Source organism: Altererythrobacter sp. CAU 1644, assembly GCF_029623755.1.
GTDB classification, from domain to species: Bacteria; Pseudomonadota; Alphaproteobacteria; order Sphingomonadales; family Sphingomonadaceae; genus Erythrobacter; species Erythrobacter arenosus.
Window position 1 is genome coordinate 89,597 of the sequence record NZ_CP121106.1, and the last position, 17,886, is coordinate 107,482.

The 17,886-nt window shown below is 62.4% G+C and carries 26 protein-coding genes; 8 read left to right on the forward strand and 18 right to left on the reverse strand.

What is annotated here, in order from left to right; all coding sequences use genetic code 11:
- Nucleotides 1-26 precede the first annotated feature (26 nt).
- Nucleotides 27-767, forward strand: coding sequence for a CAF17-like 4Fe-4S cluster assembly/insertion protein YgfZ (ygfZ, locus tag P7228_RS00450; protein ID WP_278017678.1), 741 nt, complete (start codon nt 27-29; stop codon nt 765-767).
- On the opposite strand, the gene P7228_RS00455 is transcribed toward ygfZ, so the two are convergent.
- Entirely contained in the window at nt 751-1,350 is a 600-nt protein-coding gene (locus P7228_RS00455) for a TetR/AcrR family transcriptional regulator (protein ID WP_278016261.1), read from the reverse strand. The genes ygfZ and P7228_RS00455 overlap by 17 nt on opposite strands.
- Nucleotides 1,351-1,380: 30 nt before the next feature.
- Between P7228_RS00455 and P7228_RS00460 the strand changes: the two genes are divergently transcribed.
- From P7228_RS00460 to P7228_RS00480, 5 genes are all read left to right on the forward strand, one after another.
- Entirely contained in the window at nt 1,381-2,301 is a 921-nt protein-coding gene (locus tag P7228_RS00460; protein ID WP_278016262.1) for a metal-dependent hydrolase, read from the forward strand.
- Entirely contained in the window at nt 2,298-3,092 is a 795-nt protein-coding gene (locus P7228_RS00465) for a TetR/AcrR family transcriptional regulator (RefSeq protein ID WP_278016263.1), read from the forward strand. Before P7228_RS00460 ends, P7228_RS00465 begins: the two co-directional genes overlap by 4 nt.
- A gap of 97 nt (nt 3,093-3,189) precedes the next feature.
- Nucleotides 3,190-4,440, forward strand: a complete 1,251-nt coding sequence (locus tag P7228_RS00470; protein WP_278016264.1) for a cytochrome P450 — start codon at nt 3,190-3,192, stop codon at nt 4,438-4,440.
- Entirely contained in the window at nt 4,440-4,760 is a 321-nt protein-coding gene (locus tag P7228_RS00475) for a 2Fe-2S iron-sulfur cluster-binding protein (protein WP_278016265.1), read from the forward strand. Before P7228_RS00470 ends, P7228_RS00475 begins: the two co-directional genes overlap by 1 nt.
- A gap of 506 nt (nt 4,761-5,266) precedes the next feature.
- Nucleotides 5,267-6,148 (forward strand): metal-dependent hydrolase, encoded by an 882-nt coding sequence (locus P7228_RS00480; protein ID WP_278016266.1) that lies wholly within the window; start codon nt 5,267-5,269, stop codon nt 6,146-6,148.
- 81 nt (nt 6,149-6,229) lie between these two features.
- Here P7228_RS00480 and P7228_RS00485 read toward each other — a convergent pair whose 3' ends face one another.
- From P7228_RS00485 to rplU, 3 genes are all read right to left on the reverse strand, one after another.
- Nucleotides 6,230-6,763, reverse strand: coding sequence for a GNAT family N-acetyltransferase (locus P7228_RS00485; protein WP_278016267.1), 534 nt, complete (start codon nt 6,761-6,763; stop codon nt 6,230-6,232).
- 197 nt (nt 6,764-6,960) lie between these two features.
- Nucleotides 6,961-7,230, reverse strand: a complete 270-nt coding sequence (gene rpmA / locus P7228_RS00490) for a 50S ribosomal protein L27 (RefSeq protein WP_278016268.1) — start codon at nt 7,228-7,230, stop codon at nt 6,961-6,963.
- 12 nt (nt 7,231-7,242) lie between these two features.
- The gene (rplU, locus tag P7228_RS00495; protein WP_278016269.1) at nt 7,243-7,728 is read right to left on the reverse strand and encodes a 50S ribosomal protein L21; all 486 of its coding nucleotides are present in this window, start codon (nt 7,726-7,728) and stop codon (nt 7,243-7,245) included.
- A gap of 194 nt (nt 7,729-7,922) precedes the next feature.
- Between rplU and P7228_RS00500 the strand changes: the two genes are divergently transcribed.
- Together P7228_RS00500 and P7228_RS00505 are read left to right on the forward strand one after the other, a co-directional pair.
- Nucleotides 7,923-8,438 (forward strand): hypothetical protein, encoded by a 516-nt coding sequence (locus P7228_RS00500; protein ID WP_278016270.1) that lies wholly within the window; start codon nt 7,923-7,925, stop codon nt 8,436-8,438.
- Complete coding sequence (locus P7228_RS00505; RefSeq protein WP_278016271.1) at nt 8,435-9,133, forward strand: Crp/Fnr family transcriptional regulator; 699 nt, start codon at nt 8,435-8,437, stop codon at nt 9,131-9,133. The genes P7228_RS00500 and P7228_RS00505 overlap by 4 nt, the downstream gene beginning before the upstream one ends.
- Here P7228_RS00505 and P7228_RS00510 read toward each other — a convergent pair.
- From P7228_RS00510 to P7228_RS00575, 14 genes are all read right to left on the reverse strand, one after another.
- Complete coding sequence (locus tag P7228_RS00510) at nt 9,130-9,552, reverse strand: hypothetical protein (protein WP_278016272.1); 423 nt, start codon at nt 9,550-9,552, stop codon at nt 9,130-9,132. The genes P7228_RS00505 and P7228_RS00510 overlap by 4 nt on opposite strands.
- 79 nt (nt 9,553-9,631) lie before the next feature.
- A complete protein-coding gene (locus P7228_RS00515) occupies nt 9,632-10,078 on the reverse strand; it encodes a molybdenum cofactor biosynthesis protein MoaE (protein ID WP_278016273.1) in 447 nt (148 codons plus the stop codon).
- 3 nt (nt 10,079-10,081) lie between these two features.
- The gene (locus P7228_RS00520; protein WP_278016274.1) at nt 10,082-10,324 is read right to left on the reverse strand and encodes a MoaD/ThiS family protein; all 243 of its coding nucleotides are present in this window, start codon (nt 10,322-10,324) and stop codon (nt 10,082-10,084) included.
- A gap of 1 nt (nt 10,325) precedes the next feature.
- Nucleotides 10,326-11,360 carry a GTP 3',8-cyclase MoaA gene (gene moaA, locus P7228_RS00525; RefSeq protein WP_278016275.1) on the reverse strand — a complete coding sequence of 345 codons (1,035 nt, stop codon included), beginning with the start codon at nt 11,358-11,360 and terminating at the stop codon, nt 10,326-10,328.
- The gene (locus tag P7228_RS00530; RefSeq protein ID WP_278016276.1) at nt 11,353-11,667 is read right to left on the reverse strand and encodes a Rossmann fold domain-containing protein; all 315 of its coding nucleotides are present in this window, start codon (nt 11,665-11,667) and stop codon (nt 11,353-11,355) included. Before P7228_RS00530 ends, moaA begins: the two co-directional genes overlap by 8 nt.
- A 5-nt stretch (nt 11,668-11,672) precedes the next feature.
- The gene (locus P7228_RS00535; protein ID WP_278016277.1) at nt 11,673-12,044 is read right to left on the reverse strand and encodes a dihydroneopterin aldolase; all 372 of its coding nucleotides are present in this window, start codon (nt 12,042-12,044) and stop codon (nt 11,673-11,675) included.
- A 9-nt stretch (nt 12,045-12,053) separates the two neighbouring features.
- Nucleotides 12,054-12,944, reverse strand: coding sequence for a class I SAM-dependent methyltransferase (locus P7228_RS00540; protein WP_278016278.1), 891 nt, complete (start codon nt 12,942-12,944; stop codon nt 12,054-12,056).
- Nucleotides 12,944-14,344 carry a threonine synthase gene (gene thrC, locus P7228_RS00545; RefSeq protein ID WP_278016279.1) on the reverse strand — a complete coding sequence of 467 codons (1,401 nt, stop codon included), beginning with the start codon at nt 14,342-14,344 and terminating at the stop codon, nt 12,944-12,946. Before thrC ends, P7228_RS00540 begins: the two co-directional genes overlap by 1 nt.
- A gap of 60 nt (nt 14,345-14,404) precedes the next feature.
- On the reverse strand, nt 14,405-14,980 hold the full coding sequence (locus P7228_RS00550; RefSeq protein WP_347402848.1) for an SURF1 family cytochrome oxidase biogenesis protein: 576 nt from the start codon (nt 14,978-14,980) through the stop codon (nt 14,405-14,407).
- Nucleotides 14,977-15,369 carry a DUF983 domain-containing protein gene (locus tag P7228_RS00555; protein WP_278016280.1) on the reverse strand — a complete coding sequence of 131 codons (393 nt, stop codon included), beginning with the start codon at nt 15,367-15,369 and terminating at the stop codon, nt 14,977-14,979. The genes P7228_RS00550 and P7228_RS00555 overlap by 4 nt, the downstream gene beginning before the upstream one ends.
- Nucleotides 15,369-16,190: a cytochrome c oxidase subunit 3 gene (locus P7228_RS00560; protein WP_278016281.1), complete on the reverse strand. Its 822-nt coding sequence runs from the start codon at nt 16,188-16,190 to the stop codon at nt 15,369-15,371. The genes P7228_RS00555 and P7228_RS00560 overlap by 1 nt, the downstream gene beginning before the upstream one ends.
- Before the next feature lie 73 nt (nt 16,191-16,263).
- The gene (locus P7228_RS00565; RefSeq protein ID WP_278016282.1) at nt 16,264-16,839 is read right to left on the reverse strand and encodes a cytochrome c oxidase assembly protein; all 576 of its coding nucleotides are present in this window, start codon (nt 16,837-16,839) and stop codon (nt 16,264-16,266) included.
- Between the two features lie 4 nt (nt 16,840-16,843).
- On the reverse strand, nt 16,844-16,969 hold the full coding sequence (locus P7228_RS00570) for a hypothetical protein (protein ID WP_278016283.1): 126 nt from the start codon (nt 16,967-16,969) through the stop codon (nt 16,844-16,846).
- The gene (locus P7228_RS00575; protein WP_278016284.1) at nt 16,969-17,886 is read right to left on the reverse strand and encodes a heme o synthase; all 918 of its coding nucleotides are present in this window, start codon (nt 17,884-17,886) and stop codon (nt 16,969-16,971) included. Before P7228_RS00575 ends, P7228_RS00570 begins: the two co-directional genes overlap by 1 nt.

Here is a 17,886-nt window from a genome sequence, read left to right on the forward strand (position 1 = left end):
GCCGCGGGCGCCCCACCTTGTCATCCATGACCGCAAATCGCCTGTTCACCCGCGCCCTGATCCGGCTTTCCCCCGAAAGCGACGAGGAAGATGTCGCGGGGTTCCTGCAGAGCCTCGTCACCAATGACGTGACCGGCAAGCTCCCCGTCTATGCCGCGCTGCTGTCCGCGCAGGGCAAGACCATGTTCGACTTCTTCGTCTGGCCAGCGGGTAATGGCGAACTGCTGATCGAGTGCGAGGCCGACGCGGCCGATGACCTGGTCAAGCGCCTTTCGCTCTATCGCCTGCGCCGCAAAATCACGATTGCGCGCGACGACAGCCTCGGGGCCTATTGGCAGGTACAGATGGGCGCTGGCGGGGCCGCCGATCCGCGCCTCGCGGCACTCGGCCAGCGCTGGATCGCCCCGGCCCGCGACTCGGACGAGAGCGCCGATGGCGCCTATCGCAAGCACCGCCTCGACCTCGGCGTTCCGGAAGGCCGCGCCGAACTGGGCGATATCCTGTGGCTCGAAACCAATGCCGTCGAACTGCGCGGCGTCAGCTTCGACAAGGGTTGCTACATCGGGCAGGAGAACACCGCCCGGATGAACTGGCGGCAGAAAGTCAACCGGCGCCTGGTGGTGGTGCCGCTCGACCAGTCCGACGAGAAACGCCGCAAGCACCAGCATGAAGAGCTTGGCCGGGCGATCGATCACATTCGGGTCGAGAACATCGATCCCTCGCTCGCGCCCGAATGGCTGAAGGCTTCGCTTATCGCGGCTGGCTGACGAGGTCGAGCGAGCCTTCGAGCATGCGCTGCGCATGATCGCGCGCGGCAGTCTCCGGCAAGCCGAGCGAGCGCGCCAGTGCCGATCCGATCAGCGCATCTCCCATCGCCATCAGCACCAGCGCCAGCGTCTCCTGATGCATCCGCAACACGCCTTCGTGCCCATCCGCTTCGCCCGGAGCGATATCGTCAACCAGCTGGTGGATCGTCTCGACGATCGGTGTCAGCGCGTCCTCATTGCCGGTGAGAATCATCCAGCTGGCGAGTGCGCCCGCCCCTTCCTTGTCGAATGCGTCGAAAGCGAGGTCGACAACTTCACGCGGACTTCCAAGTCCTGCACGGCTAGCTTCGACCGCTTGTTTGATCGTTTCGCAGACAGTCTCGGCAATATGGCGCGCCAGTTCTTTCTGGAGTCCGGAAGCCGATCCGAAATGGTGCAGCAAATTCGCATGCGTGCGGCCGATTCTACCTGCGACAGCCTTCAATGTTACCGATTGAGGACCGGTTTCGATCAATAACGCCCGTGCCGCTTCGAGCGCACTACTTCGCGATTCCTCGGGTGTTAATCTCTTGCGACTTGCCATTGAATCTTATGCCTAATAGAATCCTAACCCATGGAAGAGCGGACCGGCATTGACCTAGAACGCGTGGACCGGCCCGGCAAGGGCCCGGTGGAAAGCATCACCGCCAGAGGGTCTGCGACCCCTGCCGAACACGAGTTGATCGTGCGCGACCGGCGGTTCGATCGCGGGGCGATGGTGCCGCGCTGGTGGCACTCTAACGACCCGGTGGCGACCGCCTGGTACAATTCGGTATCGGCCAGCCTGCCGCGCGGCGAGGCCTTCTTCATCGATACCTTGCGCGATTTCCGCGAGGGCCTGCCGCCCAAGCTGGCGCGCGAGATCAAGGCTTTCACCACCCAGGAAATCAATCACACGCGCGAGCATGTCGCGTTCAACCGCCTCGTCGCCGATCACGGCTATAACGTCGAGAGCATCGACCAGGGCATCCAGGCGATGCTCGACCTCGCCGCCGGACGGCCCAAGGAATTCAACCTCGCCATCACCATCGCGCTCGAACATTTCGCCGCGATCATCAGCCGCCAGCTCTTGGCCAAATCCGAATATCTCGACGGCGCCGACCCGGTCGCCGCCGATATCTGGCGCTGGCACGCAACCGAGGAAATCGAGCACAAGGGGCTAGTTTACGACATCTGGCTTCATGCCACCCGCGATTGGTCAGCTTGGAAACGCTACAAGACCCGCGCGCTGGTCGCCGCGCTGATCACCAAGAAATATTTCGGCAACCGCATTCGCGATGCGATCGGCCTGCTCGAACAGGACGGCTATTCACGCCGCAAGGCCAAGTGGAGCCTCTATGCCTTCCTCTGGTGGAAACCCGGCATGATGCGGCGGATGTTCTTCGAATGGGCGACCATTTTGACGCCCGGGTTCCATCCGTGGAAGCATGATGACCGCGCGCTGATCGGGAAGCTTGAAAGCCCCTATGCCGATGCGGTGATGCCGGCGGAATGATCGAGGCGGATGGGCCGCTGAGCAATTCGGCAGATGAAAGGGCGGTGTTACCCACTCTCATAGCTGTGCTCCTCAGTATCCCAAAATGCGAACCAGTGGGGCAAGTTCGGCAGAGCCACCACCTAATCTCCATTGCATCTTGGTCGGCGCTGCCACAAAAGCCTGGCATGGCCAGCGGCACGAAAGACCGGATAGTCGAGCAAGCGACGTCGATCTTCAACCAACTAGGCTACGGAAATGTGACTAACGCCGTCCTGGCAGATCGGCTCGGAATTCGCGTTGGCAATCTGTGGTATCACTTCCGCGACAAGCGGGCGTTGCTTTCAGCCATTGCCGCGAGGTTTGTCGAACGTTCGAAGGATCGCGCGAAACTCCATCCAACGGGCGGTGACGTTCTCGATGAATATGCCGAGTTTCTCAATGTGGTCGCAGTTGATCTGCGCGACTATCGCTTCCTGTTCCGCGATCAGGCCGACTATGGTACCCATGCGCCTGAGATACAGGAGAACCTCCAGCGCTTGTATAAGGATGCCAGGCGGCAATTTCGGCTCTATTTCAAGGCGTTGGAGAAAGAGGGGCACCTTCACATCGACGATGACGACGTTGAGCCATTGGTAATCAGTGCAATAATTGTGGTTCGCTACTTCCTTGATTTCGTCCGCGAAACTCAAGCGACCGAACGTGCGGGTTCGGGCATCATCAGGCAATCGCTTTTGCAGCACCTGTCGTTGCTTAAGCCATATATGCCCGCCTCATCCCTGACGCACTTGAAGAACGCAATAGCAGGCTAGCGCTGACGTTGCTGCCGCGCGTGACTTGACACGACAGCAATCTAGGCTAATTAACCTAATTAGGTGATACAACCTAGATCGTCATCGGAGCACGTTAATGCAGGCCCAATCAATTCCCGATCCATACAGCCTCGCGCTGGAAGACATCGACGTCAGCGAAGCGGAACTGTTCGAGACCGGGGCGCACCATCGTTATTTCAAACGGCTGCGCGACGAAGCGCCGGTGCACTTCTCGAAAACTGGCCCCACTGGCCCCTTCTGGTCGATCACCAAACACGCCGACATCATGTCGGTGGACACCAATCACAGGGTGTTCTCATCGAAGGGCAACATCGGTGTCGGGGACCAGCCCGAGTTCTTCCAACCGACCAATTTTATCCAAAAGGATCCGCCCGAGCATGACGAACAGCGTGTGGCCGTTGCACCGGCAGTAAAGCCGCAACAACTTTCCCAGCTCGAATCGATGATCCGCGAAAGGATCGGAAGCCTGCTCGACCAACTTCCCGTCAATGAAGAATTCGACTGGGTCGACAAGGTATCCATCGAGCTGACGACACAGATGCTCGCCACGTTGTTCGACTTTCCATGGGAAGATAGACGCCTGCTACCCTACTGGTCGGACGTTGCGACCGCGACGGAGGCGTTCAGCAACACGTCGCTTGGCGAGGAAAAGCGGCAGCAAATCGTACTCACCGAAATGCTGCCCTACTTTACGAAGCTCTGGCACGAGCGCGCGGCCCAACCTCCCAAGTTCGATTTCCTTTCACTGCTCGCCCACAACCCCAAGACCAAGAATTTGATCGACGATCCGCTAGATTTTCTCGGCAATATCGGGCTGCTCATCGTGGGTGGCAACGATACCACGCGCAATTCGATGTCTGCCAGCGTGCATCTACTGAACGAATTTCCCGATCAGTTCGCAAAGCTCAAATCCGATCCTTCGCTGATTCCCAACATGGTTTCGGAAGTCATTCGTTGGCAGACGCCGCTGGCGCATATGCGGCGAACTGCGACAGAGGACATCATCTTCCAGGGTCAGAAGATCAAAAAGGGTGACCGGGTGGTAATGTGGTATGTCTCGGGCAACCGCGACGAAGAAGTCTTCGAAAACGCGGATGATTTTATCATCGATCGACCCAATGCCCGCCGCCATGTTTCGTTCGGATTCGGCATTCATCGCTGCATGGGCAATCGCGTTGCAGAGATGCAATTGCGCATCCTTTGGGAAGAGATACTCGAGCGCTTCGATCGCATCGAAGTGCTCGCCGAACCCAAGCGCGTTCCATCGAGCATCGTCATGGGAATTGAGACCCTACCTGTCCGCCTTGTCGCGAAGGAGGCGCAATAATGGTTCAGATCAGCTTCAAGACTTTCGACGGCAAGACGCATGAGGTCGAGGCCGAACCCGGCGCGACGATCATGGAGATCGCGAGAGACAATGGTATTGAGGGTATCGATGCCGATTGCGGCGGGCAATGTGCGTGCGCGACATGCCATGTCTTCATCGATGCCGAGTGGCAATCCAAACTGGATGAACGTTCGGAGATGGAAGGCGATATGCTCGAATGTTCGACCATCGTGCGCGCGACATCACGTTTGTCATGCCAGATCCCAGTCACCCCGGCATTGGACGGTATGGTGGTAGAGCTTCCTGAATTTCAGGAGTGAAGGGCCAATATCCAATGAGCTCTCTGTCCATTTCACCTGTGGCCCACAACGGAAGCGAGATTCGGGTACCATATGGGATTTGGGGCCGGGATTTCAGGATCGGCAAGTAAGGCCAGCGTTGGCCATCTCCGTATTCCCTACACAAGCAGGCGCGGCTAAAACCTCGGCGCCCTTTCACTTCGTCCGGCCCTCTCCCCGAGAGACATGTCGCTACTTACTGATCACGCTTCATGTGCCACAAGGCCACACTTCGCGGGTGTTCAGGGTTACACCTCTACGCGCCAAGGTCACACAATGCCTGCTCACATCCACAGACTCGGCCGGACAGTCACACTTTTGCGACCGACGTTTACACAATGGTGCTTTCTGCCCTTGGACCGTGTTCCAAGTGTTCCATCCTGTAGGGTTTTTCCGTGGGAATTTGCGCTTGATCAAAACGCTATTGACATGAATGTAAGTAACGCCTACTTACACCCCTGTCAGTAACAGTTTCAACGAGTAGTACGATGAATGCACCGACCACTTTCGAACTCGACCGCGACGCGATGACCGGCCCGACCCCCGTCGATCTCGAAATCACCGTTCGCGACGAGCGCTTCAACCGCAACACCACGCCGCGTCGCTGGTGGGCGGGCGAGCCCTTCGGCACCGCCTGGCACAACGCGCTTTCCGCCACTTTCCCGCGCGGCGAAGCGTTCTTCATCGAGGCCGTCAAGGCCCACCGCGATGGCGCCCCGCCCAAGCTGGCCGCCGAAATCCGCGCCTTCGTGAAGCAGGAAATCAACCACACCCGCGAACACATCGCCTTCAACAAGCTGGCCGAAGATCACGGCTACGACATCAAGGCGATCGACAAGCGCGTCGAGGAAATGCTCAACCTGACCAAGGGCCGCCCCGAGATCCTCAATCTCGCCGCGACCATGGCGCTCGAGCACTACACCGCGATGATGGCGCATGAATTCCTCGCCAATCCGAAGCATTTCGCCAAGGCCGATCCAGAAGTCCGCGACATGTGGCGCTGGCACTCGGTCGAGGAAGTCGAGCACAAGGGCGTCGCCTATGACGTCTGGAACCACGCGACCCGCGACTGGACGCCGTTGAAGCGCTGGAAGGTCCGCAGCCTGATGATGCTGATCGTCACCGGCCGGTTCTTCAAAAACCGCTGGGAAGACAGCATGAACCTGCTCGCGCAGGACGGCATCACCGGCTGGAAGGCACGCTGGGGCCTGTTCAAGTACCTGACCGTGAGCCCGGGCGTCGTGCGGCGCATCTTCCCGGCGTGGCTGGCCTATTTCAAGCCCGGCTTCCACCCCTGGGACCACGATGATCGCAAGCTGATCAACCTCTACGAAGGTGAATTCGAAGCGGCGCTGATGCCCGCCGAATAACCTCGGCGAGACGTTCCAAAGAAATAGCCCCGGCGCCGCCATGCGGTACCGGGGCTTTTCCTTGTCAGACGGCGAAGCGAATCAGGCGGCTTGCACCGCCAGCCCGCTTTCGGCCGCGAGGTCGAGCTCGTATTCGGCGGCGAGCACCGCCTCGCCCCGGCCACAGCTGTGGCGCGGGCGCACGATCCCGGTCGGTTCGAAGCCGAGCTTGCCCAGCACCCGGCCCGACGCGGGGTTGTCGAGGAAGTGGCCCGCCACGATCCGCCGGTGGCCCAGCATCCTGGCAACCTCGAGCACCGCGCGGCCGGCCTCGGTGGCATAGCCCTGTCCCCAGTGCTGGCGCCCGATCCAATAGCCCAATTCGACTTCGCCCTCGTTTCGATCGATGCCGATGCAGCCGACGAGCATCGCATTGTCCGCTCGCGTGATGAGGAAACGCGGGAACATCGGATCGATCGGCAGCTCGACGAATTGCCGGGCGTCTGTCGGGTTGTAGGGCCAGGGCGCACGGGCCAGGTTGCGCACGACCCCTTCGTCGGCGATCCCGCCCAGAACCTGCTTCCAGTCCTCGGGCCATGGCGGTCTCAACAGCAATCTTTCGCTGCGATGGAACATCGGTCTTCTCCTCATCGCCCCGCAGCACCCCGTTACGGAGCATGCGTGACAGTTGCATTGCGGCGAAAGATCATTTCGCCAGGCTGTGAGGGAGAAACGACAAGAGGGAGACGGGTCGGTCCCATCTCCCTCTTCGTCTGCCGGTTACCCCGGCTGGGACCGTTCCGTCTGGACGATCCCTTTATCGAACCGTCCGGTTATTCGGCTGCTTCCATAATCGCATCTACGGAGACGTATTTGCGACCGAGCTTGCCCTTGTGGAATCGCACCACGCCGTCTTCGAGCGCGAAGAGGGTATGGTCCTTGCCCATGCCGACATTGCTGCCCGGGTAGAACTTGGTGCCGCGTTGGCGCACGATGATGTTACCGGCGACCACACCCTGGCTGCCGAACTTCTTTACGCCGAGGCGACGGCCGGCTGAGTCGCGACCGTTACGCGATGAACCGCCTGCTTTTTTATGTGCCATCGTCCGTAATCCTTACTTCTTGTCGGCCTTGGGCGCGGCTTTCTTGGCCGGAGCCTTCTTAGCCGGAGCCTTCTTGGCCGGTGCCTTCTTCTCGGCGGTTTCCTTCTTGGGAGCGGCCTTCTTCGCAGCAGGCTTCTTGGCTTCTGCCTTGGGGGCTTCTTCCTTCTTGGCTTCAGCCTTCTTCGGAGCAGCCTTCTTGCCTTCGCCGACGTCGGTGATGCGCAGCAGGGTCATCTGCTGGCGGTGACCGGCCTTGCGGCGGTAGTTGTGGCGGCGACGCTTCTTGAAAACGACAACCTTCTCGCTCTTGGCCTGTGCGATGATCTCCGCCGAAACGGTGACCTTCGAGGCGTCGGCGATGCTGTCGCCCTCACCCGCGAGCAGGACGTCGCCCAGCGTCACGGTGTCGCCGGCTTCACCAGCGAGTTTTTCGACTGCGATCTTGTCTCCGGCGGCAACCCGGTATTGCTTGCCGCCCGTGCGCACTACTGCGAACATGGTGGTAATACTCTCAATCTAAAGCTGTGCCCCCTTCCCATGAAGAAGGCGCGCCCGACGCACCGCCTGTAAGCGGGCTGCCGGAAAGATGGGTGCCGTTAAGGGAGAAGTGGCGCCAAGTCAACGCCGGATTGGCGCGTTTTTGCATATGCGAAGTCTGGCACCACACGTTCCTCGTGCTATGGGGCAAGACGATGAATCGTCCATCCAGCCATCGTTACCCTTTTGTCCTGCTTGCCTGCACCGTGCTGGGCGCCTGCGCCGGCAGCTCGGATCGCTATCCATCGCTCGCAGTTCGCGATGCAGAGAGGGTAAGCGGCAGCTTCGCGGCACCCGCCGAGAGCGACCGCCCGGCCCCGGCCGCGGCAAGCGCCGAGATGCTGGCGAGCGTCGATTCGCTGCTGGCCGCCGCGCAATCCTCACATCAGCAGTTCTTGTCCGCTGCGCCCGGCGCCGAACGGACGGTTGGCGCCGCGGGTTCCGGTCCGGGCAGCAACAGCTGGGCCGCGGCCCAGGTCGCGCTGGCGGACCTGGATTCGCAACGTAGCGAAACCGCGATCGCCCTTGGCGAGCTAGACCTGATGTTCACTGACGCGACGCTTGGCTTTGTTGAGCGGGAGCAGATCGGCGCCGCGCGCGAGCGCGTCGTCATGCTCGTGAGCGAGGAGGATGCGGTCCTCGCCCGCCTGCGAGGAAGGCTCGCCCAATGAACCTGACCTGTGAAACCTGCCCCGTCCGCGACAGCGCCGCCTGCTCGGTCCTGAGCGACAAGGAACGCGATGCTCTGGCTCAGGCCGGGAGAACTCGGGTCTTGAAGCGCGGGGAAATGCTGTTCGCCGCCGGCGACGAGGACGCGGCCTGCGCCACGCTAGTGAGCGGTGCACTCAAGATTTGTGCTACCGACCGCGACGGCAACGAACAGATCCTCGCCCTCGCCCACCCCTCCGGCTTTATCGGCGAGATGTTCGCGCCGTTCGCGCATCACGATGTGGTCGCACTTACCGAAAGCCGCCTCTGCGTCTTTCCCAAGCGCGACATGCAGCGCGCGATCGAAGATTACCCTGCCCTCGCGCGCGCGCTCCTGCGCAGGTCTCAGGAAGACCTCCATTCGACCCGGAGCCTGCTGGAACTAACCGCCCACGGTAGCGCCGAAGCGCGCCTCGCCGCGCTGCTCCATGACTTCGCGCGCGCGGCAAGCGATTCGCCGTGCCATCCGGCGCAGGAATTCGAACTGCCGCTTTCACGCGGCGAGATCGCCAACATGCTCGGCCTGACGATCGAAACGGTCAGCCGCAAGCTGGGGGAACTCGAAGATTCAGGCGCCATTCGCCGCAAAGGTAAACGCGGGATCGAACTGGTCGACCCCGCGTACCTGCGCATGCTTTCCGGGAAGGAAGAGGACTAGATAGTCGCGGCTATCGTCATTACCGCAAGTCCCCAGAGGAGGATAAGCACGGGCAGTATCAAAACCTGTGTGGTGGCATCCCGGGCGCTGGTCCAACCCGTGTGTGTCATGATGCCTTTCATTTCCATTTGACCCTGCGTGAGAGGCCGACTTTTCGCCTCTGGCGCAAGATGGGTCCAGATCGCAGGGATGGCGAAGCCGGCCGCAATCACGAACACGAAGATGGCCATCGGAATGATCAGGCCGGGATTGCCGAAAGTTGCTGTCATCATGGCCAGGAAGCCGAGATAGCCCGCCACCGTCGCGACATAGACACCCTTGGGAATCTGGAATGTGCGATCGACCACCACCGGAATCTTGGGCGCATCCACAATGCGCGCTTTCTCGGCGACGAAATCGGCAGAAACCTTCTGAGACATGACGAGAACTCCCTTCCAGTGAGAGAAGTTCTTTCATGATCTGGGCGGCGCCACCTTGACTAAAGTCAAACGCCAGGAACTATTTTTCCCACCGGGCGCGGTCGGCATAGTCCTCGCTGCGCGGCTCGATCCAGTGCCAGCCATCGGCGCGCTTCTCGCGCTTCCAGAACCATGCCGCGCTCTTGAGGTGATCCATGCAGAAATCGACTGTATCGATCGCGTCCCGACGGTGCGCCGCAGCTGCCGAGACGCAGACGATGGGTTCGCCGGGCCACATCTGGCCGATCCGGTGAACCATCAGCAGACCCATCAGATTGAACCTGTCGAACGCGCGGTCGGCCAACTCGTGCATGCCGGGCAGCGTCAGCGGTTCGTAATGGGTCAGTTCGAGAGCCTCGACATCTGCCTCGGCGCGAACCTCGCCGACGAAGGTGCACACGCCTCCCAGCCCCGGATTGGCCTGTGTGAAGGGGCCGATCAGCGCGCCGGGAAAAAAGGTCTCGGTGAGCAGCCGGATATCGCGCATCGGCTAGCCGCCGCTGACCGGCGGCAGGAGCGCCACCTCGTCGCCGTCCTTGGCGGCAAGCCCGGTCTTGTCGGCCAGCACCCGTCCGGCACACGCGACATTGACCCGCTCGAGCCGCAGTTGCTCCGCCACCGCAGGAGCGACGGCGGACAGCAATCCGGCCCAGTCCAGCGGAGCCCCTACCTCGAGCGCTTCCGTGCCCGCGAGATCACGTAAGGGCCCCAGGAACAGGATCGTGACGGCCACCCTACCCGCCCGTCACCGACATGTGGCGCGGCTGCGCAGGGGCCTCGCCGCGTTGCGAAATATCGAAATGGTGCCGCTCCGGCTTGATGCGCAGCGCTTCGTCGAGCGCCCCATTGAGATTGGCATCAGGATCGTCTGAGCGAAGCGCCGCCCGCAGGTCGACCCGCTCGCCGCCACCGAGGCATGGATAGAGCTGCCCTGTGGCGGTCACGCGCAGCCGGTTGCAGCCGGCGCAGAAGTTGTTGGTCAGTGGGGTTATCAGGCCCAGGCGACCGCCGGTCTCGGCAATATCGAAATAGCGAGCCGGGCCGCCGGTCTTGTGGCTGGAGGGGATCAGTTGCCACCGTTCCTCGAGCCGCGCCTGCACTTCGGCCAGCGGAAGGTAGTGGTCGACCCGATCGGCTTCGATCTCGCCCAGCGGCATCACCTCGATCAGGGTCAAATCATGCCCCTCGCTATGCGCCCATGCGATAAGGTCGGCGATCTCGCCCTCGTTGATGTCCTTCAGCGCGACCGCGTTGATCTTGACCTTGAGGCCCGCATCCTTGGCGGCGGCAATCCCCGCCAGAACCTGTGGCAGGGCATCGCGTCGGGAAAGCTCGGCGAACTTGCGCTGATCGAGCGTGTCGAGCGAAACGTTGACGCGCTTGACGCCGGCATCGACCAGCGCACCGGCATGGCTGACTAGCTGTGTGCCATTGGTGGTAAGCGTCAGCTCATCCAGCCCGTCACCCAGCTTGCGACCGAGCGCCTGGATCAGCTCGATGATGTCCCGCCTCACCAGCGGCTCGCCCCCGGTGATGCGAATCTTGGTGACCCCGCGGGCGATGAACCCCAGGGACAGCTTGTGAAGCTCTTCCAGGCTGAGGACATCCTTGCGCGGCAGGAACTTCATGCGCTCTGGCATGCAATAGCTGCAACGCAGGTCGCAGCGATCGGTGACCGACAGCCGCAGATAGGAGATACGCCGCTGGAAACCGTCGACCAGCGGCTTGGTAGTGCCCTCGGGCATCAGGATGTCACGAACCCTACTCATGTCCGGGAAGATACTGCCCCGTGATGCCGGGTGCACCCTCTAAATAGCCAAGCAGGGCGATTCGCTGCGATTCCTGCGATGTGCCAACCACATTTACCCGCGCGGGGGCGTGAGCTCGCGCCAGGTCGCGCGCAACGGCTCGGCGCCAGTCGTCGTGGTCCCTCGGCGCCGAAGGAAGCACGATGGCGAGCGCATCGGCTTCGTCCGCCAGCAGCGACCGGACGCTGGCGAGATGGACGTTCATGAATTGCGCCGCAGCGTCGATCGCGCATTCGGGCAGCGTTTCGACCGAGAGCACCGCCTGCATCGTGATTACCGGCGTTCGCGGTGGAGCGTGATGCCGATCTTCTCGCCGGCCTCGGAAATGGCCAGCTTGACGATCTTCACCGTGACCGCTTCGACCCGCTGATCCTGCACGAACAGCGTTTCGCAAATGTGCTCGGCCACCGCCTCGATCAGCTTGAAGTGAACCCCGTCGGGCAGCGCATCGGACGCGGCAAACTTCAGGTCCATATAGTTCTTGCTGGCATCGAGCGGCGTGTCGGGGGCGTAATGCTCGGCGACGGCCAGCCGCGCCTGCACGGTAATGCGCAGCGGCTGCGGCTTACCCGTTTCCTCCGAATAGATGCCGGTGAGGACATCGTGTTCGAAATCGGCCACTTCGAGGATCAGCGAATCGGTCATGTGCCGCCCTTAACCCGAATTGCTCCAGCGTGCGAAGATCGCGGTGGGCAGGAGGCGCCCGTCCTCGCCCTGCTCGCGGACGGCAAGGTCGCCATGCTCGATCGTACCGGGGAGGTCGCGGAACAACTCCTCGACCAGGCCCGCGAGCGCAAGACTGCTCATCCGCACCGCATAGACCGTCAGGAACAGGAACCGACTCTCGCTGTCGAGCAAGCGGCGGCAATCGGCGAGCAGGCCGGGCAGGCTCTCCTCCAGCCGCCAGGTCTCGTTCTTCGGCCCGCGCCCGAATTTGGGCGGGTCGAGGATGATGCCGTCGTAGCGATTGCCGCGGCGCACCTCGCGGGCAGCAAACTTGGCCGCATCGTCCACAAGCCAGCGGATCGGGCGATCCTCCATGCCCGACAGCGCGGCGTTCTCGCGCGCCTGCGCCACCGACTTCTTGCTCGCATCGACATGGGTGACGCGGCCATACCCGCTGAGCGCCAGCGAACCCACACCCGTATAGCCGAACAAATTGAGCGTCTCGGCATCGGTCCGCCCCACCAGCAGCTCACGCATCCAGCTCCACACCGGAGCCATGTCGGGGAAGAACTGCAGGTGCCGGAACGGCGTCGGAAGCGCGGTAAAGCGGGCTTCCTCCCACGCCAGTTGCCAGCCCTCGTCGGGGACGTCAGGCGAGAGGTTCCACCGCCCGCCGCCATCCTCGTCGGAGCCCGGAATGAACTCGCCGTCGGCGCTCCATTCCGCCAGCCGCGGCGTCCACATCGCTTGCGGTTCGGGACGGATGAAACTGTACGGCCCGAAATTCTCGAGCTTGCGGCCATGACCGCTGTCGAGCAGGCGATAGGCATCCCAGCCCTCGCCCACCATCAGGATCGGATCGCGGCGCAGTTCCACCATCAGCCGGCCGGCGTGGCGCGCTCGGCGACGAAATCGCGCACCGCATCGTAATTGCCGGGGAGTTCGGTGTAGGCCTCTTCGCGCGCGAACAGGTCGCCAACCCGGGCAGGGAGCATGGGGCGGACGCCGGTGGCGCGCTCGACGGCATCACAGAACTTGGCCGGATGGGCAGTGGCGAGCGTGACCATCGGGATCGCGGGATCGAGTTCGCTCGCAAGCGCGGCGCTGAGCCCCACCGCCGTATGCGGATCGATAATTTCGCCGGCATGCTGGTAAGCCCATTGCATGGCCCGCGATGTCTGGTCCTGATCGGCACGATAGCTGGCGAATAGCCCTGCTGCACCTTGGCGCTGGGCATTGGTCAGTTGCATCGAACGGTTCGCGTCGAACGAGCGCATCTGTTCGGCCATCGCAGAACCGTCGCGGCCGCCAACGTCGAACAGTAGGCGCTCGAAGTTGGAGCTGACCTGGATGTCCATCGAAGGCGTTGCGGTGGGGGTGACGGTCCCGGTCGAGTAATCGCCGCTGGTCAGCGCACGATGCAGGATGTCGTTCACATTGGTGGCGACAATCAACTGTTCGATCGGCAAGCCCATCTGCGCCGCGACATGGCCTGCGAACACATCGCCGAAGTTGCCGGTCGGCACGCTGAAGGCGACCTTGCGACCTGGCGCCCCGAACTGCAGCGCAGCGTAGAAGTAATAGACCACCTGCGCCATCAGCCGCGCCCAGTTGATCGAGTTGACCGCGCCGATGTTGAAGCGATTGGTCATGCTTTCGTCGGCGAACATGCGCTTCACCATCGCCTGCGCATCGTCGAAGCTGCCCTCGATGGCGATGTTGTGCACATTGGGCGCGCGGACGGTCGTCATCTGGCGGCGCTGGACATCGCTGACGCGGCCATTGGGATGGAGCATGAAGATGTCGACGCCCTCGCGCCCGGCCACGGCATCGATCGCGGCGGAACCCGTGTCCCCGCTGGTGGCGCCGACGATGGTCAGATTGCCCTGGCGGCGGGAGAGGAACTTCTCGAACAGCAGACCGAGCAATTGCAGCGCCACATCCTTGAAGGCGAGGGTCGGCCCATGGAACAGCTCGAGCAGCCATTGCCGTTCGTTCAGTTGGACCAGCGGCGTCACGGCATCATGCGCGAAACGGCCATAGGCCTGCTCGCACAGTGCCAGCAGTTCTTCCTGGGTCAGGCTGTCCCCGACAAAGGGTGCCATGACCCTCGCGGCGAGCTGCGCATAGGGCAGGCCCGCCATCGAGGCGATCTCGGCCTCGCTGAAACGCGGCCATTCGCGCGGCAGGTACAGGCCGCCGTCGCTGGCCAGCCCCGCCAGCGTCACCCCTTCGAAATCGAGCGCCGGCGCGCTCCCCCTGGTCGAGATATATTCCATTTGGGCAGTGCGGTTAGACGGAGGCGCTCCGCAGGGCAAGCAAGCTCGCCTTGAGGGCAATCAAGCCTGCTCTTTGATCCGCTTGCGAATGGCGAGTCCGTAAATCGCCAGCGCAGTGAGCGCGAAGAAGAACCATTGGCCTGCATAGGCGAGGTGGTTGTTGGGTACGTCCTTGGGGTCGGGATAGGCGACCTGCTCCAGACCGGCTTGCGCGGGGCTGGCAACGAGCCGCGGACCCGGCGCGATCACGCCGCGAACCTCTCCCCCTTCCCACGTGGGTAATTGCGGTTCGCGCGACCATCCGAGCACTACGTCAGCAAAGCTGTTCGAATTGGCCAGACGGCAACTGGCATAGTGCGCCCAGCCCTTGGCACCCGCTTCGCTCGTCCCGGCTTTCGCTTCCACTCCCAGGACCTCTGCACAGACGACTGTGGTGCGGCGGAAAAGCGCAGTATCGACTTCATCCGCGTCGGTCGGCCAGGCGACTTCGGACGACATAGTCTCGGTCCGCGCATACTGCTCGAGCAGCGCTTCTTTCTCCTGCGCCCGGCCCAATTGCCAGACGCCCAGCGCAACCATCGTTGCGGCAGCCGCCAGCACGACAATCGTCGAGAAGATCGGCAGCTTGCGGATCACAGGTCCTTGCTTCCTGCTTCTCCGGCATTGTTGCGATGTTCGGCCTGCAGCAGCCAAGCCTTGGACACGCGCAGGCCCCATAGGACGGCCCCTGCCGTCACGGGAATCCAGATCAGCGCATGGACCCAGAACGGTGGCCTGACAGTGGCATCAAGCCACAGGGCAAGCGCGACGATGATCGCCCCGATGATGAGCGTCAGGAATGCCGCCGGTCCGTCCCCCACGTTGAACCGCGTGAGGTCCAGCCCGCACACCCGGCACCGATCCGCGAACTTGGCGGCTCCGTCGAACAGCGTGCGGGATCCGCACTTGGGGCACAAACCGAAAAGGGCAGCCTGGGGGATGCCCGGCTGCCCTTTCTCAATTGGCGGACCGCCGTCCGCGGTCATTAGTGGACCGCGGCGCCCCAGCCGCCCCAGATGTAGACGGCAATGAAGAGGAACAGCCACACCACGTCGACGAAGTGCCAGTACCATGCCGCCGCTTCGAAACCGAAGTGCTGGCGCGGAGTGAAGTGGCCCTTGTAGGCGCGGACCAGGCAGACGATCAGGAAGATCGTGCCGACCAGGACGTGGAAGCCGTGGAAGCCGGTCGCCATGTAGAAGCCCGAGCTGTAGGTGTTACCACCGAATGCGAAGGGCGCGACGCTGTATTCATAGGCCTGGATGGCGGTGAAGAGTGCGCCAAGCAGGATGGTCGCCCACAGGCCCTTCTTGAGCCCGTCGCGGTCGCCATGGATCAGCGAGTGGTGCGCCCAGGTAACGGTGGTGCCCGAGCACAGCAAGATCAGCGTGTTGAGCAGCGGGAGCGCGAACGGATCGAGCACTGCCTCGATCGCCTTGGGTGGGAACTGCCCGCCGACGACCTCGGTCAGCGCGTTGGGGAACAGTGCGAAGTCGAACCACGCCCAGAACCAGCCGACGAAGAACATCACTTCCGAGGCAATGAACAGGATCATGCCGTAACGCAGGTGCAGCTGCACGACCGGGGTATGGTCGCCCGCATGCGCTTCCTTCACGACATTGCCGAACCAGCTGAAGAACGTGGCGATGAGCCCCATGACACCGAGGCCGAGCACGATCTGCCAGCTGGCCATTTCGTGCATCATCAGCACCATGCCGGTAGTGAAGGTGAGCGCCGATGCCGCGCCGATCAGCGGCCAGATATCGGGCTCGAGAATGTGATAGTCGTGGGTGACGTTACCAGCCATTACCAAAAGTCCTGTTGCCTGTTGCGCCTGCCCTTAATCGCCTCGGCGGCGTGGGTCCAGAGTGGAAGCGCGCTTAGTTTGCAGAAGCAGCCTCTGTGCGGTGGAAAGTGTAGCTGAGCGTGATCTGTTCGACCCCGTCCATGTTGGGATCGTTGAGCGCCTTGGGATCGACGTAGTAGAGCACCGGCATGTGCACTTCCTGCCCGGGCTTGAGCGTCTGTTCGGTAAAGCAGAAGCACTGGATCTTGTTGAAATAGCGCCCGGCCTGCTCGGGCTCGACATTGAAGCTCGCGGTACCGGTTACGGTCTCTCCGCTGTCGTTACGCGCGACATAGGTTGCCATGTCGCGTACGCCGATCTGCACGGTATCGGTCACCTGCGCCGGCTTGAAGCTCCACGGCATGTCGCGCGCGGTCGATGCGTCGAACCGGATCGAGATGGTCTTGCCGCCAGCACTCTGGGCAAGACGTTCGGCGATCGCGGCGTCGCTCTCGCTGGCGCGCTGGGTAGTGCCGCCGAAACCGGTCACCCGGCAGAAGAGATCGTAGAGCGGAACGGCAGCATAGCCGAGGCCGAGCATCGCCAGCGCGCCGAGGAAGGCGAACATGGCGGTGCGCGTATTCTTCCGTTCCAACGTAGCGGTCGTCATGGTCTCAGTCCGTCATTCTCACGATGGTTATGGCATAGAACAGCAGCACGAAAAACAGCAGGACCCCGCCAAGGACGAGGTTGCGCTGTTTCTGGCGCTTGCGGAGTTCGGCTTCATCTTCAGGGGTCATTATAGCCATCCTTGTGCCGCGGCGATCCGGTCGACGACCAGCACCGCGAAAAGCGCGAAAAGGTAGAGAATGCTGAAGGCGAACAGGCGCTTTTCCGGGCGCATCTTGTCACCCTCTCCTGCCGTGCGGAATGCGACCGGGACCGACAGCGCCAGGAAGGCGATGGACAGCGCCAGCGCGGCGATGCCGTAGAGCGCGCCGGTGCCGCCGATGAACCACGGTGTCGCGGCCAGCGGCACCAGCAGGATCGAATAGGCCAGGATTTGCCGCCGCGTCGATTTCTCGCCCGCGACAACCGGCATCATCGGGATACCGACCTTGGCATAGTCGGACTGCACGAACAGCGCGAGCGCCCAGAAATGCGGCGGCGTCCACATGAAGATGATCGCAAACAGCAGCACCGGCATCAGCGTGATGTCGCCAGTCACCGCGACCCAGCCGATCATCGGCGGGAAAGCCCCTGCCCCGCCGCCGATGACGATATTCTGCGGTGTGCGCGGCTTGAGCCAGATGGTGTAGATCACCGCGTAGTAGACGATAGATGCAGCCAGGATGACGGCCGCGAGCCAGTTCACCGCCACTCCCATGACGACGACCGAGGCGGCCGACAGCATGACCCCGAAATCGCGCGCATCGGTCCGCTGCATCCGGCCTGCCGGTAGGGGGCGTGCCATGGTCCGCTTCATCCCCGCATCGAGGTCGGCCTCCCACCACTGGTTAAGCGCCGCCGCCCCGCCAGCGCCAAGGGCAATGCAGAGGATGGCGGTAAAGCCGATCACCGGGTTGATGCTGCCCGGCGCGGCCAGCAATCCGCACAGACCGGTGAAAATCACCAGGCTCATCACGCGCGGCTTGGTCAGCGCGTAGAAATCGCGCCAGTCAGCCGGGAGCTGGGTGGAGGTGGTTGCCTGAGTCAT